This window comes from Streptomyces sp. NPDC036764, assembly GCF_055609385.1.
Map to the genome: position 1 here is coordinate 173,811 of NZ_JBVJPT010000004.1, position 20,830 is coordinate 194,640.

At 69.2% G+C, this 20,830-nt stretch carries 20 protein-coding genes; 12 read left to right on the forward strand and 8 right to left on the reverse strand.

Annotated features, from left to right (window positions below; genetic code table 11):
• Positions 1-69 precede the first annotated feature (69 nt).
• Both ACZ69Q_RS18955 and ACZ69Q_RS18960 read left to right on the forward strand, forming a co-directional pair.
• Complete coding sequence (locus ACZ69Q_RS18955; RefSeq protein WP_471043707.1) at positions 70-723, forward strand: pirin family protein; 654 nt, start codon at positions 70-72, stop codon at positions 721-723.
• Between the two features lie 83 nt (positions 724-806).
• A complete protein-coding gene (locus ACZ69Q_RS18960; RefSeq protein WP_471043020.1) occupies positions 807-3,062 on the forward strand; it encodes an MMPL family transporter in 2,256 nt (751 codons plus the stop codon).
• A gap of 14 nt (positions 3,063-3,076) precedes the next feature.
• On the opposite strand, the gene ACZ69Q_RS18965 is transcribed toward ACZ69Q_RS18960, so the two are convergent.
• Entirely contained in the window at positions 3,077-3,892 is an 816-nt protein-coding gene (locus ACZ69Q_RS18965) for a serine hydrolase domain-containing protein (protein WP_471043023.1), read from the reverse strand.
• 19 nt (positions 3,893-3,911) lie between these two features.
• Complete coding sequence (locus tag ACZ69Q_RS18970) at positions 3,912-4,382, reverse strand: GNAT family N-acetyltransferase (RefSeq protein WP_471043024.1); 471 nt, start codon at positions 4,380-4,382, stop codon at positions 3,912-3,914.
• A gap of 97 nt (positions 4,383-4,479) precedes the next feature.
• Between ACZ69Q_RS18970 and ACZ69Q_RS18975 the strand changes: the two genes are divergently transcribed.
• On the forward strand, positions 4,480-4,953 hold the full coding sequence (locus ACZ69Q_RS18975; RefSeq protein WP_471043025.1) for a MerR family transcriptional regulator: 474 nt from the start codon (positions 4,480-4,482) through the stop codon (positions 4,951-4,953).
• Positions 4,950-5,963, forward strand: coding sequence for an aldo/keto reductase (locus tag ACZ69Q_RS18980; RefSeq protein WP_471043026.1), 1,014 nt, complete (start codon positions 4,950-4,952; stop codon positions 5,961-5,963). The genes ACZ69Q_RS18975 and ACZ69Q_RS18980 overlap by 4 nt, the downstream gene beginning before the upstream one ends.
• 163 nt (positions 5,964-6,126) lie before the next feature.
• Here the strand turns inward: ACZ69Q_RS18980 and ACZ69Q_RS18985 are convergent, their stop codons facing one another.
• From ACZ69Q_RS18985 to ACZ69Q_RS18995, 3 genes are all read right to left on the reverse strand, one after another.
• On the reverse strand, positions 6,127-6,987 hold the full coding sequence (locus ACZ69Q_RS18985; RefSeq protein ID WP_471043709.1) for a DUF4429 domain-containing protein: 861 nt from the start codon (positions 6,985-6,987) through the stop codon (positions 6,127-6,129).
• A 57-nt stretch (positions 6,988-7,044) separates the two neighbouring features.
• Positions 7,045-8,262 carry an alpha/beta hydrolase gene (locus ACZ69Q_RS18990; protein ID WP_471043028.1) on the reverse strand — a complete coding sequence of 406 codons (1,218 nt, stop codon included), beginning with the start codon at positions 8,260-8,262 and terminating at the stop codon, positions 7,045-7,047.
• A gap of 93 nt (positions 8,263-8,355) precedes the next feature.
• Positions 8,356-8,982, reverse strand: a complete 627-nt coding sequence (locus tag ACZ69Q_RS18995; protein WP_471043030.1) for a TetR family transcriptional regulator — start codon at positions 8,980-8,982, stop codon at positions 8,356-8,358.
• Between the two features lie 66 nt (positions 8,983-9,048).
• Here ACZ69Q_RS18995 and ACZ69Q_RS19000 point away from each other — a divergent pair, with 66 nt between their 5' ends.
• Together ACZ69Q_RS19000 and ACZ69Q_RS19005 are read left to right on the forward strand one after the other, a co-directional pair.
• Positions 9,049-10,668, forward strand: a complete 1,620-nt coding sequence (locus tag ACZ69Q_RS19000; protein ID WP_471043032.1) for an MFS transporter — start codon at positions 9,049-9,051, stop codon at positions 10,666-10,668.
• 234 nt (positions 10,669-10,902) lie between these two features.
• Positions 10,903-11,208 carry a small hydrophobic protein gene (locus tag ACZ69Q_RS19005; protein ID WP_471043033.1) on the forward strand — a complete coding sequence of 102 codons (306 nt, stop codon included), beginning with the start codon at positions 10,903-10,905 and terminating at the stop codon, positions 11,206-11,208.
• A 109-nt stretch (positions 11,209-11,317) separates the two neighbouring features.
• Here the strand turns inward: ACZ69Q_RS19005 and ACZ69Q_RS19010 are convergent, their stop codons facing one another.
• On the reverse strand, positions 11,318-12,142 hold the full coding sequence (locus ACZ69Q_RS19010) for a potassium channel family protein (RefSeq protein ID WP_471043035.1): 825 nt from the start codon (positions 12,140-12,142) through the stop codon (positions 11,318-11,320).
• A gap of 87 nt (positions 12,143-12,229) precedes the next feature.
• Entirely contained in the window at positions 12,230-14,977 is a 2,748-nt protein-coding gene (aceE, locus tag ACZ69Q_RS19015) for a pyruvate dehydrogenase (acetyl-transferring), homodimeric type (protein WP_471043036.1), read from the reverse strand.
• A 354-nt stretch (positions 14,978-15,331) separates the two neighbouring features.
• On the opposite strand from aceE, the gene ACZ69Q_RS19020 reads away from it, so the two are divergent.
• The 6 genes from ACZ69Q_RS19020 (at position 15,332) to ACZ69Q_RS19045 (ending at position 19,901) form a co-directional block, all read left to right on the forward strand.
• Positions 15,332-15,766, forward strand: a complete 435-nt coding sequence (locus ACZ69Q_RS19020; RefSeq protein WP_383409898.1) for a DUF3052 domain-containing protein — start codon at positions 15,332-15,334, stop codon at positions 15,764-15,766.
• 120 nt (positions 15,767-15,886) lie between these two features.
• The gene (locus ACZ69Q_RS19025; RefSeq protein ID WP_471043039.1) at positions 15,887-16,345 is read left to right on the forward strand and encodes a peroxiredoxin; all 459 of its coding nucleotides are present in this window, start codon (positions 15,887-15,889) and stop codon (positions 16,343-16,345) included.
• 148 nt (positions 16,346-16,493) lie between these two features.
• Entirely contained in the window at positions 16,494-17,069 is a 576-nt protein-coding gene (locus ACZ69Q_RS19030) for a TerD family protein (protein WP_030944541.1), read from the forward strand.
• Positions 17,070-17,209: 140 nt separating this feature from the next.
• Positions 17,210-17,785, forward strand: coding sequence for a TerD family protein (locus tag ACZ69Q_RS19035; RefSeq protein ID WP_189696773.1), 576 nt, complete (start codon positions 17,210-17,212; stop codon positions 17,783-17,785).
• 126 nt (positions 17,786-17,911) lie between these two features.
• Entirely contained in the window at positions 17,912-19,060 is a 1,149-nt protein-coding gene (locus ACZ69Q_RS19040) for a DUF475 domain-containing protein (protein ID WP_471043042.1), read from the forward strand.
• A 103-nt stretch (positions 19,061-19,163) separates the two neighbouring features.
• On the forward strand, positions 19,164-19,901 hold the full coding sequence (locus ACZ69Q_RS19045) for a TerD family protein (RefSeq protein ID WP_471043044.1): 738 nt from the start codon (positions 19,164-19,166) through the stop codon (positions 19,899-19,901).
• Between the two features lie 94 nt (positions 19,902-19,995).
• On the opposite strand, the gene ACZ69Q_RS19050 is transcribed toward ACZ69Q_RS19045, so the two are convergent.
• Complete coding sequence (locus ACZ69Q_RS19050) at positions 19,996-20,799, reverse strand: TerD family protein (protein ID WP_471043046.1); 804 nt, start codon at positions 20,797-20,799, stop codon at positions 19,996-19,998.
• Positions 20,800-20,830: the final 31 nt, after the last annotated feature.

The following is a 20,830-nucleotide window of genomic DNA, read 5'->3' on the forward strand; positions in this document are numbered from 1 at the left end:
ATCCGGACGCGAGTGCGTGCCGGAGGGTCGCGGGTGAGCCCTGCGCGGTGCGGCTACGGTGGTGCCGTGATGGATGTACGGCGCGCCGCGGAGCGCTATCCGGGAGGGGATCCGGCCTCGGGCATCGAGTCACGCCACGCCTTCTCCTTCGGCCCGCACTACGACCCCGACAACCTCCGTTTCGGCGTGATGATCGCCTGCAACGAGGAGCGGCTCGCGCCCGGCGCCGGCTTCGACGAGCACCCGCACAGCCACACCGAGATCGTGACCTGGGTCGTCGAGGGCGAGCTCACCCACCGCGACTCCGCAGGCCACGAGACCCGGGTCGGCCCCGGGGACGTCCAGCGGCTGAGCTCGGCGGGCGGCGTGCGGCACGTGGAGCGCAACGACGCCGGCACGCCCCTGACCTTTCTGCAGACCTGGCTGGCCCCGCTCACGCCGGGCGGCGACCCGGCGTACGAGATCGTCCACGGCATCGCCGACTCCACGCCGTACGCCGTCCCGGAGGCGGGTGCCATGCTCCATGTGCGCCGACTGGGCGCGGGCGAGCGGACGGCCGTACCCGACGGGGCGTATCTGTACGTGCATGTCGTGCGGGGCGCGGTGCGCCTGGACGGCGAGGAGCTGGGCGCGGGGGACGCGGCGCGCATCACGGATGCCAAGGACGTGGAGGCCGTCGGGCTGAGCTCGGCGGAGCTGCTGATGTGGGAGATGGCCGGGTAGCCGGTGGGGCTCGAGATGCCTAAGTGGTCGGGGCAGCGTCAAATGGAGGTCTGAATCCCGCCCGGCAGAGAAGAGCCGAGCCCATGGCAAGACGCACGCCCGAAGGGGGACGGGGCGACGCCCCGAAGAAAGGGGGACTGCGACGGCTCGGTGAGTGGTGTGCCCGCCACTTCGTGATCGTGATCGTCGCCTGGGTCGTCGCGCTCGGCGTGCTCCAGGCCCTCAACCACATCCACGGCGGGGAGTACTCGGACAACTTCGCCCTGTCCGACGTGCAGTCCGAGAAGGGCCTGGACGTCCTCAAGGCACACGATCCGCAGGCCGGCGGCTACAGCAGCCAGATCGTCATGCACGACGCGGACAAGCCCCTGACCTCGTTCGGCTCGCAGATGTCGACCACCGTCGCCGACCTCCAGAAGCTGCCGCACGTCCTGAGTGTGCAGAACCCGCTGGACGCCACCTCCTCCAAGGTCGGGCCGCTGTCCTCGGACGGGAAGACCGGCTACATCACCATCCGCTTCGACGAGCAGCCTTCCCTCCTCGGCGACAGCTATCTGAACGGCGTCGACAAGGCCGTGGAGCCGCTCAGACAGGCCGGCGTCGACGTCGAGTACGGCGGATCGCTCGGCGAGCTGGAGCGGCCCGCCGGCAACGACCGGATCAGCGAGGCGATCGGCTTCGGCGTCGCCATCGTCGTACTGCTGATCGGCTTCGGCAGTGTGATCGCCGCCTTCCTGCCGCTGATCTCCGCCCTGATCGCGGTGGTGGGCGGGCTGGCCTGCCTCGGGCTGCTCGCCATCGCGTTCACCTTCGCCACGGTCTCGCCCACCCTGGCCACGATGATCGGCCTCGGCGTCGGCATCGACTACGCCCTCTTCCTGCTCACCCGGCACCGGCAGAACCTCATGGACGGCGCCGATCCGGTGCGCGCCGCCGGTCACGCCGCCGCCACCTCCGGACGCGCGGTTCTGGTCTCCGGAACCACGGTGATCGTCGCCCTGATGGGCCTGTGGGTGTCCGGTGTGAGCTTCATCGGCCTGCTCGGCGTCGCCGCGGCCGTCACGGTCGTCTCCGCCGTCCTGGGCGCGCTGACCCTGGTCCCCGCCCTGCTGGGGCTGGCCGGCCGCAACGTCGACCGCTGGCACGTGCGCAGGCCCATCGCCGAGACCGAGGCCGGAGGCGACACGTCGCAGGGCACCTGGCACCGCTATGCCAAGCGCGTGGAGCACCATCCGTGGCGGTACCTGTCCGCCGGCGTGGTCACCGTCGCGGTGCTGGCCATCCCCGTCTTCTCGATCCAGCTCGGTCACATCGGCGACGGCGCCGACCCCACGTCCTTCACCGACCGGCGGGCCTTCGACCTGATGACGGACGCGTTCGGCGCGGGCTCCAACGGGCCGCTCACCATCGTCGTCGATCAGACGGACGTACCGGACTCACAGCGCTCCGACCTGGCCTCGAAGACCCAGCAGGCCCTGAACGACGAGTCCGGGACCTCCTTCGTCAGCCCGCTGCAGCCGACCCAGGACGGCGACGTCCTGGTCGGCACCGTCTACTCGTCGGTGTCCCCGCAGAACAAGGACACCACCAACCTCACCAACCGGCTCTACGACCACACGCTCCCCGACGCGGCGTCCGGCACCGACGCCAAGGGCTACGTCACCGGGACCACGGCCGCCCAGGTCGACTTCCGCGACATCGTCGCGCAGCGGCTGCCGCTGATCATCGCGGTCGTGGTGGGCCTCGCCTTCCTGATCGTCCTGACGGTCTTCCGCGGCCTGCTGGTCGCCGTGAAGGCGGCCGTCCTCAACGTCCTGTCGATCGCGGCCTCGTACGGCGTCGTGGTCGCGGTCTTCCAGTGGGGCTGGGGCGGGCCCGCGCTGGGGGTGCACGGCAAAGTGCCCATCGAGAGCTATGTGCCGATGATGATGTTCGCCATCATCTTCGGCCTGAGCATGGACTACGAGATCTTCCTGCTCTCCCGGGTGCACGAGGCGTGGCTGCGCACCGGGGACGCCAAGGACTCGGTCGCCCACGCGCTGGAGATCACCGCGCGTGTGATCACCTGCGCGGCACTGATCATGGTGAGCGTGTTCGCGGCCTTCATCATCAGCGACAACATCGTCGTCAAGATGCTGGGCCTGGGGCTCGCGGTCAGTGTGCTCATCGACGCCACGGTGGTCCGTCTGCTCATGGTGCCCGCCGTGATGACGCTGCTGGGCGAACACGCATGGTGGACGCCCCGCTGGCTGGACAGGGTCCTGCCGCACATCGACACCGAGGGCTCCGGCGAGAGGCTCGGCGCCCTGCCGGAGCCCGGGTCGCCCAAGGACAGGTGACCGCGTGACCGCGCCTACAGCCCGGCCAGCACCGCGTCCGTGAACGGCGGCCACGCCTCGACCGCCCACGGTCCGAACGCCCGGTCGGTCAGCGCGACGCAGGCCGCGCCCGCGCCCGGGTCGATCCACAGGAACGTGCCCGACTGCCCGAAGTGCCCGAAGGTGCGCGGCGAGGACGAGGCGCCCGTCCAGTGCGGGGACTTGCCGTCGCGGATCTCGAAGCCGAGGCCCCAGTCGTTGGGGTTCTGGTGCCCGTACCCCGGCAGGACGCCCTTCGTCCCGGGGTACTGCACGGTCATCGCCTCGGCGACCGTGCGCGGGTCCAGCAGCCGGGGCGCCTGCACCTCCGCCGCGAACCGCAGCAGGTCCTCGACGCTCGACACGCCGTCCTTGGCCGGGGAGCCCTCCAGGGAGGTGGCCGTCATGCCCAGCGGCTCAAGGACCGCCTGCCGCAGATACTCCGCGAACGGGATGTCCGTCGCCTTGGCGACATGGTCCCCGAGCTGCTCGAACCCGGCGTTGGAGTACAGCCGGCGCTCTCCGGGCGGGGCCGTCACCCGGTGTTCGTCGAAGGCCAGTCCCGAGGTGTGCGCGAGCAGATGCCGCACCGTCGCCCCCTCGGGCCCGGCCGGCTCGTCGAGCTCGACGGCCCCTTCCTCGTAGGCGACGAGCACCGCGTACGCGGCCAGCGGCTTGGTGACCGAGGCCAGCGCGAAGCGGTGCCCGACGGGGCCGTGCGTACCCACGACCGTGCCGTCCGCGCGTACGACACCCGCTGCCGCGGTGGGCACCGGCCAGTTCTCGATCAGTGCGAGGCTCTGCAAGGACATGCCTGTGAGCCTAAGCCGCTCAGAGCTTCAGAATCATCGTGGGGTCCGGCTTGTGGACGAAGCCGAGGGCGGCGTAGAGCGGCTGGGCCTGCGCGGACGCGGTCAGCATGACCTGCCCGGCGCCCCGTTCGCGGAACCACGCCAGCAGCTCGTCCATGCACGCGCGCGCGTACCCGCGGCGGCGGGCGTGCGGATCGGTGGCGACGCTGAAGACGTAACCCGTCAGTCCGCGCGGATTGCCCGCCTTCCCGATCCGGTAGTCGATCGTCCCGACCACCAGAGCCGCCAGCGCCCCCGGCCGGTCCGGATGGTCGACCACGAAGGCGGCGAACTCCCCGTCCGCCTCGCCCAGCTTCGCCGTCAGTCCCGGCAGGGACTCGGTGTGCCAGTCGGTGGAGCCGTCCCCGCCGGGCAGCGCGTCGATCATCACCTGACGCAGGCGCAGCACTTCGGCGGCGTCCTCGGGCAAGGCACGGCGTACGAGACTCATGCCCCGCACGCTAGTCACGGTGATCGCGCGACGTCCCGCGCTTTTCTTACCGTTTCCGCTTGCTTGGAGCGCACTCCAAGGCCATAGCGTTGAGGTCATGACGGTGATGGAGACCACGAGCACCAGGACCGACACCTGCGCCGCCCCGCCGCATCCCCACCGGCGGCCGGAAGGCCAGGACAGCTACACGATCAGCGAGGTCGTCGCCTTCACCGGCCTGACGGCCCACACCCTGCGCTGGTACGAGCGGATCGGGCTCATGCCGCACGTCGACCGCTCGCACACCGGCCAGCGCCGCTACAGCAACCGGGACCTGGACTGGCTCGACCTCGTCGGCAAGCTGCGGCTGACCGGCATGCCCGTCGCCGACATGGTCCGGTACGCCGAACTGGTGCGCGAGGGCGACCACACCTTCGGCGAGCGTTTCGAGCTGCTGGAGACGACCCGGCGCGACGTCCTCGCCCGGATCGCCGAGCTCCAGGACACGCTCGCCGTGCTCGACCGGAAGATCAGTTTCTACGCGGACGCCGGGCGTCTGTACGAGCAGGAGAAGACGGAGAAGGCGGTATGACCGACAGCAGGATCGCAACAGCACGACTCGGCGCGAGCGGACCCGAGGTCGGTGTCCAGGGCCTGGGCTGCATGGGCATGAGCTTCGCGTACGGCCCGTCGGACGCGGACGAGTCCAGGGCGACCCTGGAGCGGGCCCTGGAGCTGGGCGTCACGCTGTACGACACGGCGGACGCGTACGGCGCGGGCGAGAACGAGAAGTTCCTCTCCCCGTTCTTCCGGGCCCACCGCGACGAGGTGGTGATCGCCACCAAGTTCGGTCTGGCGATCCACCCGGACGACCCGACCAAGCGGATCATCCGCAACGACGCGGCCTACATACGCCAGTGCGTAGAGGCGAGCCTGAAGCGCCTGGACGTCGACGTGATCGACCTCTACTACATGCACCGCCGCGACGTGGCCGTCCCTCTGGAGGAGACCGTCGCCGTCATGGCGGACCTGGTCCGCGAGGGCAAGATCAAGCACCTGGGCCTCAGCGAGGTGACGGCGGCCGAGCTGCGCGCCGCGCACGCCGTGCACCCGATCGCGGCCGTGCAGTCCGAGTGGTCCCTGTTCAGCCGTGACATCGAGGCGAAGGTGGTGCCGGCCGCCCGGGAACTGGGCGTGACCCTGGTGCCGTACTCCCCGCTCGGCCGCGGCTTCCTCACCGGCTCCTTCGCCAAGGCCGAGGACCTGACGGCCGGCGACTTCCGCCGCCAGCAGCCCCGCTACACGGGCGAGAACGCCGCGGCGAACGCCGCCCTCCTGGACCCGATCCGCACGGTCGCCGAGGCCCACGGGGCCACGCTCGGACAGATCGCCCTGGCCTGGGTACAGCAGCGCGCATCGGTGCACGGCCTCTCGATCGTCCCGATCCCCGGCACCCGCAGGCCGGCACGCGTCGAGGAGAACACGGCGGCGACACGGATCGTCCTGACCGAGGAGGAGCTGTCCACCCTGGAGCCGATCGCCGACAAGGTGGCGGGCGACAGGTACGCGGACATGTCCTTTGCGTCGGGAGGCAGGGAGTAACGCGGCCCTGCGCGTCGGCGGACGGGAGTAGCCGCGGGTGGGGCGGCGAGTTGCGGCCCTTTGAGGCGCCGGGATCTGCAACGCCCTCAGGGGCGCGGGGAACTGCGCGACCAGCCCCCACGACCCGCACCCGCCGACGAACAGATCCGGCAGACGCGGAGCCCTAAAGCTCCGCCAGCAACTCTGCCTTCTTGGAGGAGAACTCCTCGTCGGTCACGAGCCCGGCCTCATGCAGCTCCCCCAGATGCCGGATCCTCTCCGCGATGTCGGCCGGATCGCGCCTCGGCGCACTGGCCGGCACCGCGGCGGCCGGCCCACTCCTGCGGACCGCCGAGAGAACCGCCGCCGCGAACGGCAACGACTCGTGCACCGGCCCGTACCCGAGTCCGAACACGACGGCCGCCGGATCCTGATCGGCCTGCGCCGGCTGCGCATCCGCCGAGTCCCGCCGCAGCAGCCGCAGATGCCCCTCGAACACCTCCGGCGACCGCCACTCGACCCCGCTCAGCTCGCCCACCGGGAAGCTCTGATCGCCGGCCTTCCACTTCGCCGAGGACGCACCAGTCCAAAACCACCTGAACCGGACCATGTTGCCGTCGAAGGACGCCTTCGCGTCATACGCCTTGAAGTGCATCGGCACCTCGGGCGCCCCCACGAGGAACTCCTCGGCCGGCCCCGACTCCGTGAGCTGCGCCCGCAGTTCGTCGCCGTAGTACTCGGCCAGCGTCTCGCGCTCCGCCGGCAACACCAGCCGGTACGGATCGCCGCCCTCCTTCAACTGCCCGGACGCCGCCTCCAGCAGTGGATCGGCGCCCGGTCTGGGCTCGATGCGCAGCGCGACGGTCCCGCGTTTGCCCGGCGTCAGCGTCACGGCGCCGATCGCCGCATAGGGAACACGACGCTCACCGAGTGCCTGAAAGAGCTTAGGTGTTCGAATCCCCCGTTCGTAGCGGATGAGCACGGAGTCGGACTCGAACTCCCAGGCGGCATGAAATCCGGCCAGTACGTCACCCATGCGGCTCATCGTATGCGGCACGTGCTCCTCCGTCGCCACCCCGCGTACACCGCAATTCCTGCGCGTCTACGCGCGTCCGGCCGACGCCGTGTCGGACAAACCCGCCCGGCAGGCATCGGCATCGTCGGCACAGCGCACCGCGTCGTATGCGCCGACCCCGATCTCGGCGAAGTTCGCCACACTGTCCGTGCCCGGCTCGAAATAGCCGCCGTGCCCCTTCGCCTCCCGCGCGGACAGCACCCGCGCCCCGAACGCCGAGGACACCGGGTCCTCCCCGTGTCCCAGCCCGCCGACCTCCAGATACGGCACGTCCTGCACCCAGTCGTCCGCGTCCCGCATCGCCCACACATGCGCGGACGTGCCGAGCTGGGAGGCCTTCGTGACCCGCATTCCGGGGCTGCCGGCCACCGCTATGTCGGCCACCCGCTCCGGCAGCGCGGGCGCGGCGAGGCCGCACAGCACCGAGCCGTAGCTGTGGCAGAACAGCGAGACGGGCGAGCTGCCGGGCAGTCCGCGCACCAGCGCGTTCAGCCGTACGGCCCCCGACTGCGCCCGCATCGCCGTCGCCGAGTCGATGCCGAGCCCGTTCGGGGTGGTGTAGTCGGCCCAGGCGATCACGGCCGTGCGCGTCGTGGGGCCGGCCTCACGCTCGGCCGCGTACAGCGACTCGGCCATGCCGACCGGCGCCGAGTACTTGCGGTTGGTGCGCTGGAAGGTGAGCAGGTCGGTGTCGACGCCGGGGACGACGACCGAGATCCGCTCGGCCCTGGTCAGATCTCCGAACACCTCCGCGGCCCGCCCCGCGCCCTCCGGGTCGAAGGCGAGGATGCGGCGGTCGGCCTGCATCATCGCTTCGAAGCGGTGCATACGGCGGCCCGCCTCACGCTGCCCGTCGGGCGTGAGTCTGGCGTCGTGCATGCGTTTGCGCTCGACCTCGCGCGCCTCGTCGAGCGCGACGTGGTTGGCGCGGTAGCGCAGCTCGACGGGGGCGCCGTTCATGTTGCCCAGGGCGAGCGGATAGCGGTGCACGAGGGCACTGCGCTGGTGGTCGCTGAGCGAGGCGAAGAACCGGGCGAGCCGCGTGGGGGACGAGTCCGCGTCCGGCAGTCGGCGGCCGGCGATGCTGCCGTGCTCCCAGGCACTGATCGAGGCCTGGAGCGGTGCTGCGCTGCGATGGTGACGCAGGGCGGTCCAACCGGTGGTCGCCAGCATCACGAACACCACGGCCAGCGCGAGAAGAGCGCGCCAGACGTTCAGTTGCGGGGAGGTGTCGAAGGAAGTCACTGGGAGGACACACTAGGAGAACGGGAGGGTCTCGCGTTAACCAAGTGACAGGTATCACGTTTCGATCACAGCGCTGCGAACAGGCCCATGACCTCAGCGTGTTCGCCAGCTCTCGCTGAGTGCGGGGCCCACCTGTTCGAGATGCGAGACGGTCAGTGCCCGCATCGCGTCGAGGCTGAAGTCCTCGCCCGTGCTCCACTGACGCTCCGTCAGTCGCATCACCCCTCCGAACACGGCCACCGCCAGGCGCGGTCGTGGATCGGTCTCGAGGTCGACGCCCTCGCGCTCGGCGAGGATGAGGGCGATGGCCTCCTCGATCTCCACGGACTTGCGCAGATGGGCGGCGAGCAGCACAGGCGTCGACTCGACCACCTGGTACATGCGCAGGTACAGCTCGACCGGTGCGACGGCCTCGACCACGTCGTGCAGCGTGTCCCAGCCCTCCAGGACCGCCTGCCGCAGCGCCTCCATGGGCGGCTCGTGCAGCGGGCGGGCGCGCACCGCGTCCAGGAAGTGCGCCACCGTCATGTCCTGGAGCGCGAGGGCGGCCTCCTCCTTGCCGGCGAAGTAGCGGAAGAAGGTGCGCTGTGAGACGTCGACGGCCGCGGCGATGTCGTCGACGGTCGTGTGCTCGTATCCCTGGCTGGTGAAGAGCTCCAGTGCGGTCCGCAGCAGCGCGTCCCGGGTGCGCTGTTTCTTGCGTTCGCGCAGTGTTTCCATGGGTGTCAGTTACCGACTTGTGAATTGGTTTGTCAATTGTCAGCGGCTGTCATTAGCCTCGAACACATGACTAGTCAGACCACCATCGACAAGACGGGGTCGGGGGGCGACGCGCCGGCGGTCCCGTCGGACGTGACTCCGGCCAAGGGGCTGCGCGGGCACCCTTGGTTCACCCTCATCACCGTCGCGGTCGGGGTCATGATGGTGGCCCTCGACGGCACCATCGTGGCCATCGCCAACCCGGCCATCCAGAAGGACCTCGGCGCCACCTTCGCCGAGGTGCAGTGGATCACCAACGGCTACTTCCTCGCCCTCGCGGTCTCCCTGATCACCGCCGGCAAGCTCGGTGACCGCTTCGGGCACCGCCAGACCTTCCTGATCGGCGTGATCGGCTTCGCCGCCGCCTCCGGTGCGATCGGGCTCTCCAGCAGCATCGGGGCGGTCGTCACGTTCCGTGTCTTCCAGGGCCTGTTCGGCGCGCTGCTGATGCCGGCCGCGCTCGGCCTGCTGCGGGCGACCTTCCCGGCCGAGAAGCTCAACATGGCCATCGGCATCTGGGGCATGGTCATCGGCGCCTCGACCGCCGGCGGCCCCATCCTCGGCGGCGTCCTCGTCGAGCACGTCAACTGGCAGTCGGTGTTCTTCATCAACGTGCCGGTCGGCATCGTCGCCGTCGTACTCGGCGTGCTGATCCTGCTCGACCACCGTGCCGAGAACGCCCCGCGCTCCTTCGACATCCTGGGCATCGCCCTGCTGTCCGCCGCGATGTTCTGCCTGGTCTGGGCGCTCATCAAGGCTCCCGAGTGGGGCTGGGGCGACGGCAAGACGTGGGCCTTCATAGCCGCCTCGGTGATCGGCTTCGCGCTCTTCGCCTTCTGGGAGACGAAGGTCAAGGAGCCGCTGATCCCGCTCGCGCTGTTCCGCTCGGTCCCGCTGTCCGCGGGTGTCGTCCTGATGGTCCTGATGGCCATCGCGTTCATGGGCGGCCTGTTCTTCGTGACGTTCTACCTCCAGAACGTCCACGGCATGAGCCCGATCGACGCCGGCCTGCACCTGTTGCCGCTCACCGGCATGATGATCGTCGGCTCCCCGCTCGCGGGCGCGATGATCACCAAGTTCGGCCCGCGGGTCCCCCTGGCCGGCGGCATGGCGCTCACCGCGATCGCCATGTACGGCATGTCCACGCTCGCGACGGACACCGGCAGCGCCATCATGTCGGTCTGGTTCGCCCTGCTCGGCCTCGGCCTCGCGCCGGTCATGGTCGGCGCCACCGAGGTCATCGTCGGCAACGCGCCCATGGAGCTGTCCGGTGTGGCAGGCGGTCTCCAGCAGGCCGCCATGCAGATCGGCGGCAGCCTCGGTACGGCCGTCCTGGGCGCCGTCATGGCCTCCAAGGTCGACAGCGACCTCGCCGGCAACTGGACCTCCGCGGGCCTGCCGCCGCTCACCGCGGCCCAGGAGGCCCAGGCCTCCGAGGCGGTCCAGGTCGGCGTGCCACCGGTGGCCCCGGGCACGCCGGAGGCCATCGCCGCGAAGATCACGGACGTGGCGCACGACACGTTCATCTCCGGCATGAGCCTCGCCTCCCTCGTCGCCGCGGGTGTGGCGCTCGTGGCCGTCGCGGTCGCGTTCCTCACCAAGCGCGGCGAGAACGCCGAAGCGGGAGCGGGCGCGGCGCACATCTGACGCGCCCGAGGCGCCGGTTCGTTTCGTCGGGAGGGATCCGGGCGGTGTTCCCCTATCAGGGTGACAACGCCGAAGATCCCTCCCGATCGGCATTCGCCGCAGGTCACAGTGGGTCAAGCCAGGGCCTGTGGCGCGCTGCCGGAGGGGGGCAGCGCGCCTCAGGCCCGGACACGCAGGCATGAAGCGCGTGCCGTGGGTACCCGCCAAGTCGAACGCCGACTCAGGGAGTTGACGATGGCAGGCTTCGGACACAGCACGCGCAGGCACCCCCGCTCACGTGGCCGGATGAGGTCACGGACCGGGCCGGACCGCGCGACACTGGGGATCATCGGAGCCGTCTGCGCGGTCGCCGGATTCTTCGTGCTGGGCATCATCCTCGGCCCGGTGGCCATCGCCTGTGGCTGGCTGTCCATGGGCCGCACCTGGTCCGGATCGCGCCATGTCCCGGCGTTGGTCGCGATCGTGCTGGGCGCGATCGACACACTGCTGGCGATCATCTGGCTGGCGGGGGCGGCGTCGCCGGGCAACGGGATGTTCTGAGCGGTCCCGGTGAAGTCCGGTGCGGCAGCGCGCCCATAAGGGGCGCGGGGAAATGCGCGACCAGCCCCCACCGGCCCGCGGGTTCATCACCGTCGTTCCAGCGGAGCGCTCAGCCCCTGGGAACGCGGGCCTTCGGGTCCGAAGGCGGTAGCGGGTCGTCGGTGGCCGGTCGCGCAGTTCCCCGCGCCCCGGGGGCCGGCACGTTCACGTCGGCCCCCGACAGCGCGGCGACCTCCGCCCGGAGCGCCCGGACCTCATCCGTGAGCACCCGTATCGCCTCGGTCTGGCGTCGCTCCTCCACGTCGTCCATCTCGAAGCGAGATATGAACCACGCGGCGATGTTCGCGGTGACCACACCCAGCAGGGCGATGCCCGACAGCATCAGACCGACCGCGAGCATCCGCCCCACCCCCGTGGTCGGCGCGTGATCCCCGTACCCCACGGTCGTCATCGTCGTGAACGACCACCACACCGCGTCACCCAGCGTCTTGATGTTCCCGTCCGGCGAGTCCCGCTCGACCGACAGCACGGCCAGCGAGCCGAACATCATCAGCCCGACCACGGCCCCGGCGACATACGTGGTGAGCCGTATCTGGGACGCCATCCGCGCCCGCTGCCCCACCAGCAGCAGCGTCGACACCAGCCGCAGCAGCCGCAACGGCTGTATCAGCGGCAGCACGACCGCGCCCAGGTCCAGCCAGTGCGACCGCACGAAGTCCCGCCGCCGCTCGGTGAGCGCCAGCCGGACGATGTAGTCCAGCGCGAAGGCGCCCCACACCACCCACTCCACCGCGAGGCACACGTCCACCACCGCGCGGCTCGCGTCGGGCCGGACGATCGGCACCGCATAGGCCACGGCGAACGCCAGGGCCAGACCGAACAGGGGCCGCTGGGTATGCCGCTCCCAGCGCACTTGCGCCACCGCTTGCTTCATGGCCGCATCGTAGGAAATGTGAAGGGGTGGTGTAGCCCGCAGGTCACCCACAGGCACACCACCCCATCGGCGGTTGACGGACGGACGCTACGCGTCGCCGCCCGCGGCTCCCGGATCCGCCGCCGACACATCGAGCAACTGGTAGCGGTCGATCGCCTGCTTGAGCGCCGACCGGTCCACCTTCCCCTCCTTGGCCAGCTCGGTCAGCACCGCCACCACGATCGACTGCGCGTCGATGTGGAAGAACCGGCGGGCCGCGCCACGGGTGTCCGCGAAGCCGAAGCCGTCGGCGCCCAGCGACTGGTACGTGCCCGGCACCCAGCGCGCGATCTGGTCCGGCACCGACCGCATCCAGTCGGAGACGGCCACGAACGGCCCCTCGGCGCCGCTCAGCTTCCGCGTCACCCACGGCACCCGCTGCTCCTCCTCCGGGTGCAGCAGGTTGTGCTCCTCGCACGCCACGGCCTCGCGCCGCAGCTCGTTCCAGGAGGTCGCCGACCAGACGTCCGCCTTGACGTTCCACTCCTCGGCGAGGATCTTCTGCGCCTCGACGGCCCACGGCACGGCCACACCGGACGCCATGATCTGCGCCGGGATCGACCCCGAGGGACCCTCTCCGAGCCGGTAGACGCCCTTGAGGATGCCCTCGACGTCGACGTCGGCCGGCTCGGCCGGGTGCTGGATCGGCTCGTTGTAGACGGTGAGGTAGTAGAAGACGTCCTCGCCGTGCGGGTGCTCGGCGTCGCCGCCGTACATCCGGCGCAGACCGTCCTGCACGATGTGCGCGATCTCGTACGAGTAGGCCGGGTCGTAGGCGACACAGCCCGGGTTCGTCGAGGCGAGCAACTGCGAGTGGCCGTCCGCGTGCTGGAGGCCCTCACCGGTCAGCGTCGTACGGCCGGCGGTCGCACCCAGCACGAAACCGCGCGCGAGCTGGTCCGACATCTGCCAGAACTGGTCACCGGTGCGCTGGAAACCGAACATCGAGTAGAAGACGTACACCGGGATGAGCGGCTCGCCGTGCGTGGCGTATGCCGAGCCCGCCGCGATCAGCGAGGCGGTGCAGCCCGCCTCCGAGATGCCGTCGTGCAGCATCTGGCCCTGCGGCGACTCCTTGTAGGCGAGCAGCAGGTCACGGTCGACGGCCTCGTACTGCTGGCCGAGCGGGTTGTAGATCTTCGCGCTCGGGAAGAAGGAGTCCATGCCGAACGTGCGGTACTCGTCCGGTGCGATCAGCACGAACCGCCGGCCGATCTCCTTGTCCCGCATGAGGTCCTTGAGGAGCCGGACGAAGGCCATGGTCGTCGCGATGGACTGGTGGCCCGAGCCCTTCTTCACGGTCGCGTACGTCTTGTCGTCCGGCAGCGCCAGCGGCTTGGAGCGCACCACACGCGTCGGGACGTAACCGCCGAGCCCCTGGCGGCGGTCGTGCATGTACTGGATCTCCTCGGAGTCGCGCCCCGGGTGGTAGTACGGCGGGAGCCCGCCCTCCAGGTCCTTGTCGGCGATCGGCAGGTGCAGCCGGTCGCGGAAGCGCTTGAGGTCGTCGACCGTCAGCTTCTTCATCTGGTGCGTGGCGTTGCGGCCCTCGAAGTTGGGACCGAGCGTCCAGCCCTTGATCGTCTTGGCGAGGATCACCGTCGGCTGGCCCTTGTGCGCCTTGGCCGCCGAGAACGCCGCGAAGATCTTCTTGTGGTCGTGACCGCCGCGGCCCAGGTGCAGGACCTGGTCGTCGGTCATGCCCTCGACCATCGCGCGCAGTCGCTGGTCGTCACCGAAGAAGTGGTCGCGGATGTAGGCGCCGGTCTCGGTGGCGTACGTCTGGAACTGCCCGTCCGGCGTGGTGTTCATCCGGTTGACCAGCAGGCCGTCGCGGTCCTGCGCGAGCAGCGGGTCCCAGGTGCGGTCCCAGATGAGCTTGACCACGTTCCAGCCGGCGCCCCGGAAGATCGACTCCAGCTCCTGGATGACCTTGCCGTTGCCCCGTACCGGGCCGTCCAGGCGCTGGAGGTTGCAGTTCACCACGAAGGTCAGGTTGTCCAGGCCCTCACGGGCGGCGATGGACAACTGGCCGAGCGACTCCGGCTCGTCCATCTCGCCGTCGCCGAGGAACGCCCACACGTGCGACTTGGAGGTGTCCGCGATGCCGCGCGCCTCCATGTAGCGGTTCATCCGCGCCTGGTAGATCGCGCCGATCGGGCCGAGACCCATCGACACGGTCGGGAACTCCCAGAAGTCCGGCATCAGCCGCGGGTGCGGGTAGCTCGACAGGCCGTACGGCGCCTTGGACTTCTCCTGGCGGAAGGCGTCCAGGTTCTGCTCGCTGAGGCGGTCGAGCAGGAACGCGCGCGCGTAGATGCCAGGGGAGGCGTGGCCCTGGAAGAAGACCTGGTCACCGCCGTCGCCCTCGTCCTTGCCCCGGAAGAAGTGGTTGAAGCCCACGTCATAGAGCGAGGCGGAGGATGCGAAGGTGGCGATGTGACCGCCGACGCCGATGCCGGGCCGCTGGGCCCTCGACACCATGACCGCGGCGTTCCACCGGGTGGCGTTGAGGATCTTGCGCTCGATCTCCTCGTTGCCCGGGAAGAACGGCTCGTCCTTGGTGGCGATCGTGTTGACGTAGTCCGTGCTGCGCATCTCGGGCACGGCCACACGCTTCTCGCGCGCCCGCTCGATCAGTCGCAGCATCAGATAGCGGGCCCGCTCCCGGCCGCGCTCGTCCACGGCGGCGTCGAGGGAGTCGAGCCACTCCTGGGTTTCCTCGGGATCGAAGTCAGGAACCTGACTCGGAAGGCCGCCAATGATGATCGGGTTGCGATCTGATCCGGAAGCCACGCTGTTCCTTACCTGTCAGAGGGCCGTGTTTCTAAGGGTCTGCACCGCTCCCCATCGTGTACCTCGGGGCGCAAAACGTCATCTCTACTCTTAGGTAACCGGGCACTGGGCGAACGGCGGAGTACCCATACATGGTTCCCAAACGCACAAAGGGGGCAGATTGGTGTGGTGCGCGTCACCCTGAGACGATGAGGGCGTGCCTGGAGTTGCGGTGACACGTTCAGGATCGTCACCGTTTCGGCGGTCCGAACGGCCGGGTACTTGCGCGATCCGTCCCGCCCGTGTGGACTACGGCCAATGCTTCGCGCACGCGCGTGGCTGAGTTATTCCCAAAACATGATCAGGAGGCAACCCGTGAGCGCGACCGCGGACCACGCGGAGGAACGGACCCTTGCCGAGAGGCTGGGGTTCCAGCCCGAGCAGGTGGTCCAGGAGATCGGCTACGACGACGACGTAGACCTGGAACTCCGCGAGGCCATTGAGTCAGTCACCGGCACCGAGCTCGTGGACGAGGACTACGACGACGTTGCCGATGCCGCGGTGCTGTGGTTCCGCGACGAGGACGGCGACCTGACGGATGCGCTGGTGGATGCCACCACGTACATCGAAGAGGGCGGCGCGATCCTGTTGCTGACGCCGAAGACCGGCCGTGACGGCTATGTGGAGCCCAGCGACATCTCTGAAGCCGCGACCACGGCGGGTCTGTCGGCATCCAAGAGCGTCAGTGTCGGCAAGGACTGGAGCGGCAGTCGGCTGGTGACGCCCAAGGCCGCCAAGACCAAGAAGTAGAACCGGTGGCGATGCCGGGTCGGGCCGACAAGCCCGGCCCGGCCTCCTGCACGGGCCCGGGTGGTCGCTGCATAGGGTGGGTTCCACCCGAACAGCCCCACCGAAGGGACATCCACGACGATGGCGATCCAGGTCGGCGACAAGGCCCCCGACTTCGAGCTCAAGGACAACCACGGCGCCACCGTGAAGCTCTCCGACTTCCGCGGCTCCCAGAACGTCGTCCTGCTCTTCTACCCCTTCGCCTTCACCGGCGTCTGCACCGGCGAACTGTGCGAGGTGCGCGACAACCTCCCGAAGTTCTCCGACCGCGACACCCAGGTGCTCGCCGTCTCCAACGACTCCATCCACACCCTGCGCGTCTTCGGCGAGCAGGAGGGTCTGGAGTACCCGCTGCTCAGCGACTTCTGGCCGCACGGCGAGGTCAGCCGCGCCTACGGTGTCTTCGCGGAGGACAAGGGCTGCGCGGTGCGCGGCACCTTCGTCATCGACAAGGAGGGCGTCGTCCGCTGGACCGTCGTCAACGCCCTGCCGGACGCGCGCGATCTGAACGAGTACGTCGAGGCGCTCGACACCCTCTGATCCCGTCCGATCCCTCTGGTGACCGACACCCGTGATTCTTCGCCACCAAGGCATGCAAGCCACGGGAACCCGTTACTAGGATCGACTCGTTGATCCGATATCAAACGCACGGCGGGGCTCCCCGCCCCTGGACACCAATGGAGGACTCGTGGGAGTCAGCCTCAGCAAGGGCGGCAACGTATCACTGAGCAAGGAGGCGCCCGGCCTCACCGCAGTCATCGTCGGTCTGGGGTGGGACGTCCGCACCACGACGGGCACGGACTTCGACCTCGACGCCAGCGCGCTGCTGCTGAACAACACGGGCAAGGTCGGCAGCGATGCCAACTTCGTGTTCTTCAACAACCTCAAGAGCTCCGACGGTTCCGTGGAGCACACCGGCGACAACCTCACCGGTGAGGGCGAGGGCGACGACGAGCAGATCAAGGTCAACCTCGCGGGCGTCCCGGCCGACATCGAGAAGATCGTCTTCCCGGTCTCGATCTACGACGCCGAGAACCGTCAGCAGTCCTTCGGCCAGGTGCGCAACGCGTTCATCCGCGTCGTGAACCAGGCCGGCGGCGCCGAGATCGCGCGCTACGACCTCAGCGAGGACGCGTCCACCGAGACCGCGATGGTCTTCGGCGAGCTGTACCGGCACGGTGCGGAGTGGAAGTTCCGCGCCATCGGTCAGGGTTACGCGTCGGGCCTGCGCGGCATCGCGCAGGACTTCGGTGTGAACGTCTGAGTTCAGCATCCGAGATGTGATCGTCCAGGACATCACTGGCCGAGTCCGGCGCCGTACCGTTTCGGTGCGGCGCCCGGGGGCGCCCCCTTCGGGGGAGTGCAGGACAACCAAAGAAGCATCACGCGGGGAGGACCAGCATCATGGGCGTCACGCTCGCCAAGGGAGGAAATGTCTCCCTGTCCAAGGCCGCACCCAACCTCACTCAGGTGATGGTCGGGCTCGGCTGGGACGCGCGCTCCACCACCGGAGCCCCCTTCGACCTCGACGCCAGCGCGCTGGTGTGCAGCAGCGGTCGGGTACTGGGCGATGAGTGGTTCGTCTTCTACAACCAGCTCAAGAGCCCGGACGGCTCGGTGGAGCACACCGGCGACAACCTCACCGGCGAGGGCGACGGCGACGACGAGTCGATCCTGATCGACCTGTCCAAGGTGCCGGCCCAGTGCGACAAGATCGTCTTCCCGGTCTCCATCCACATGGCCGACGAGCGCGGCCAGACCTTCGGCCAGGTCAGCAACGCCTTCATCCGCGTCGTGAACCAGGCCGACGGCCAGGAGCTCGCCCGCTACGACCTCAGCGAGGACGCGTCCACCGAGACCGCCATGATCTTCGGCGAGGTCTACCGCTACCAGGGGGAGTGGAAGTTCCGAGCGGTGGGACAGGGGTACGCGTCCGGACTCCGGGGCATCGCACTCGACTTCGGGGTCAACGTCTCATAACGCGATATGAGCAAAAGCCGGGCCCCGGTGGGGTGGCGAGGGCGGCCGACTAGACTTCGGGTTCAAAGTCTTCGTAAAGCCGAGTGCGGCGCGCGGGAGCCCCGTACACACAGGATTGGGTAGCCAGTGGTTCTGAAAACCTTCGGCTGGTCGTTCGCGGTCACCGCGCTCGGCCTGGTTGCAGCGGTCCTCTTCGGGGGGTGGACCGCCCTCGGTATCGTGGCGATCCTCTCCGTCCTCGAGATCTCGCTGTCGTTCGACAACGCGGTGGTCAACGCCGGGATCCTGAAGAAGATGAATGCCTTCTGGCAGAAGATCTTCCTCACCGTCGGCATCCTGATCGCCGTGTTCGGCATGCGACTGGTCTTCCCCGTCGTCATCGTCGCGATCAGCGCGTCGCTGGGCCCGATCGAGGCGGTCGACCTCGCCCTCAACGACAAGGACATGTACCAGCAGCTCGTCACCGACGCCCACCCGGCGATCGCCGCGTTCGGTGGCATGTTCCTGCTGATGATCTTCCTCGACTTCATCTTCGAGGACCGGGACATCAAGTGGCTCGGCTGGCTGGAGCGCCCGCTGGCCAAGCTCGGCAAGGTCGACATGCTGTCGGTCTGCATCGCGCTGATCGTCCTGCTGATCTCCGCCCTGACCTTCGCCGCCAACGCCCACCAGCACGGCGGTGCGCACGTCGACAAGGCGGAGACGGTCCTGCTCTCCGGTATCGCGGGTCTGATCACCTACATGATCGTGGGCGGTCTCTCCGGCTTCTTCGAGGACCGGCTCGAAGAGGAGGAGGAACGCGAGCACGAGGCGGAGGAAGAGGCCGAGCGCGCCGGCAAGCCACGCTCCGCGGTCGCCCTGGCCGGCAAGGCCGCGTTCTTCATGTTCCTCTACCTCGAGGTCCTGGACGCGTCCTTCTCCTTCGACGGCGTGATCGGCGCCTTCGCCATCACCAACGACATCGTCCTGATGGCGCTGGGTCTCGGTATCGGCGCGATGTACGTCCGGTCGCTGACCGTGTACCTGGTCCGCCAGGGCACCCTCGACGACTACGTCTACCTGGAGCACGGCGCGCACTACGCGATCGGCGCCCTCGCGGTGATCCTGATGGTCACCATCCAGTACCAGATCCCCGAGCTCGTCACCGGCTCCATCGGCGTGATCCTGATCGGCTGGTCCTTCTGGTCCTCGGTGCGCCGCAACCGCGCACTGGCGGCCGCGGAGGGAAAAGCGGAGGCCTCGGACGAGAAGACTGAGGTCTCGTCCGGGGTGTGACACCCCCACGGTTGAGGAACGCTCTCGACGGGGCGGCCGGACGTCCGGCCGCCCCGTCGGTTTTTCCAAGTGAACGCGGGTCTTAGTGGGACGTGGGGGCGGAATGGGCTTCTTGGACGGACTCTGGCGTGGCCGGGCGGCCGAGTTCGACTCGGGCAGCGCCTCGTCGAACTCGATCGAGCTGACGAAACGGCACGACCGGGTCTCGCTCACCAAGCAGGGCGCGGCGACCGGGCACCTGCGCATCAACCTGACCTGGCGGATGCGCACGTCCGACATCGGGGGCTCGCAGCGGGAGAGTCTGCTGCGGCACCCCTTCAAGGCGCTCAGGCCCCCAGAGGTGCTCGGGCACAGCCAGAGCATGGTCAACGTCGACCTGGACCTCGGGTGCCTGTACGAGCTGGCCGACGGGACGAAGGGCGTCGTCCAGCCGCTGGGCGGGTTCCTCGGGGACGTCAACTCGCCGCCGTACGTCAAACTCAGCGGGGACGACCGGTTCGGGTCGGCGTCCGGGGAGACGATCTACGTCAACCTCGATCACCGGGAGAACATCAAGCGGCTGCTGGTCTTCGTGTACATCTACGACCAGACGCCGGCCTTCGACCGCACGCACGCGATCGTCACGCTGTACCCGAGCAACGGGCCCCGGATCGAGATAGGCCTGGACGAGCGGCACCCGCAGGCCCGGTCCTGTGCGGTGGTGATGATCGAGAACGTGAAGGACGAGATCTGGGTCCGGCGCGAGGTGAAGTTCGTGTACGGGTTCCAGGCGGAGCTGGACCGGTTGTTCGGGTGGGGACTGCAATGGGGACGTGGCTACAAGACCAAGGCGGAGAAGTAGTCGCCCGATAGCCCAGGGTCCGCTGTCGTGCGGCGGCTGCGGGTCCGTAGTGGCTTGTCGCGCAGTTCCCCGCGCCCCTCACGGGGCGCTCTCGTCACCGGCCGATGAACTGTGGGCCCTGGGGCGGCAGGCGGAAGTCCGGGGCTGCCACGGTCGTCACCGGGGGCGGGTAGCCGTAGCCCGACTGGGCCATGGCCGGCTGGCTGGTCGACTGAGGGTAGCCGTACGCCGGCTGGGTCGGCGGGGGCTGCTGGGGGTAGCCGTAGGCCGGCTGGGACGGGACGGCGGTCGTCGGCTGCTCCGGGGGCAGCGGCTGGGAGACCTCGGGTGTCTGCGCGTGGTCGTCCAGGGTCTCCGACTCGTCCACCGAGATGCCGAAGTCCGTGGCCAGGCCCTTGAGGCCGTCCGAGTAGCCCTCGCCGAGGGCGCGGAACTTCCAGCCGTCACCGCGGCGGTACAGCTCACCGCAGATCAGGGCCGTCTCCTGGCCCGTCTCCGGCTTGATGTCGAAGTACGCCAGCGGATCACCCTCGGCGGCCGCCGCGTCGTACAGCAGGATGCGCAGATCCCGTACGCGGTCGAAGGCGACCCCGTCCGCCGATGCGACCACCAGAATCTGACCGACGCCGGACTCGACACCGGCCAGATCTGTCTGGATCGTGTCGGTGAGGCCCTCGGCGAGCCGCTTCTTGCCGAGCCGCCAGACCTTCCCGGAGGGGTGCCGGGGCTGGTTGTAGAAGACGAAGTCCTCGTCGGAGCGCACGCGACCGTCGGGGCCGAGGAGCAGAGCCGAGGCGTCGACATCCGGGACCCCCTGCCCGGGCGTCCAGCGCAGCACGGCGCGTACCGTCGTGGCTTCGAGCGGGACGTTCGACCCCTTCAACATCGCGTGCGTCATGCCGTCATCCTGCCCTCTCCGTCCTGGTCAC

Bases quoted from the DNA above. Each gene is read 5' to 3' on its own strand.
- ACZ69Q_RS19035 (WP_189696773.1), top strand. From the start codon at position 17,210: ATGGGCGTCACGCTCGCCAAGGGAGGAAATGTCTCCCTGTCCAAGGCC.
- ACZ69Q_RS18970 (WP_471043024.1), bottom strand. From the start codon at position 4,382: ATGAGTCTCGTACGCCGTGCCTTGCCCGAGGACGCCGCCGAAGTGCTG.
- ACZ69Q_RS19005 (WP_471043033.1), top strand. From the start codon at position 10,903: ATGGCAGGCTTCGGACACAGCACGCGCAGGCACCCCCGCTCACGTGGC.
- ACZ69Q_RS18955 (WP_471043707.1), top strand. From the start codon at position 70: ATGGATGTACGGCGCGCCGCGGAGCGCTATCCGGGAGGGGATCCGGCC.
- ACZ69Q_RS18960 (WP_471043020.1), top strand. From the start codon at position 807: ATGGCAAGACGCACGCCCGAAGGGGGACGGGGCGACGCCCCGAAGAAA.
- ACZ69Q_RS18995 (WP_471043030.1), bottom strand. From the start codon at position 8,982: ATGGAAACACTGCGCGAACGCAAGAAACAGCGCACCCGGGACGCGCTG.
- ACZ69Q_RS19010 (WP_471043035.1), bottom strand. From the start codon at position 12,142: ATGAAGCAAGCGGTGGCGCAAGTGCGCTGGGAGCGGCATACCCAGCGG.
- ACZ69Q_RS18975 (WP_471043025.1), top strand. From the start codon at position 4,480: ATGACGGTGATGGAGACCACGAGCACCAGGACCGACACCTGCGCCGCC.
- ACZ69Q_RS19045 (WP_471043044.1), top strand. From the start codon at position 19,164: ATGGGCTTCTTGGACGGACTCTGGCGTGGCCGGGCGGCCGAGTTCGAC.
- ACZ69Q_RS19025 (WP_471043039.1), top strand. From the start codon at position 15,887: ATGGCGATCCAGGTCGGCGACAAGGCCCCCGACTTCGAGCTCAAGGAC.
- ACZ69Q_RS18985 (WP_471043709.1), bottom strand. From the start codon at position 6,987: ATGAGCCGCATGGGTGACGTACTGGCCGGATTTCATGCCGCCTGGGAG.
- ACZ69Q_RS18980 (WP_471043026.1), top strand. From the start codon at position 4,950: ATGACCGACAGCAGGATCGCAACAGCACGACTCGGCGCGAGCGGACCC.
- ACZ69Q_RS19050 (WP_471043046.1), bottom strand. From the start codon at position 20,799: ATGACGCACGCGATGTTGAAGGGGTCGAACGTCCCGCTCGAAGCCACG.
- ACZ69Q_RS19000 (WP_471043032.1), top strand. From the start codon at position 9,049: ATGACTAGTCAGACCACCATCGACAAGACGGGGTCGGGGGGCGACGCG.
- ACZ69Q_RS18965 (WP_471043023.1), bottom strand. From the start codon at position 3,892: ATGTCCTTGCAGAGCCTCGCACTGATCGAGAACTGGCCGGTGCCCACC.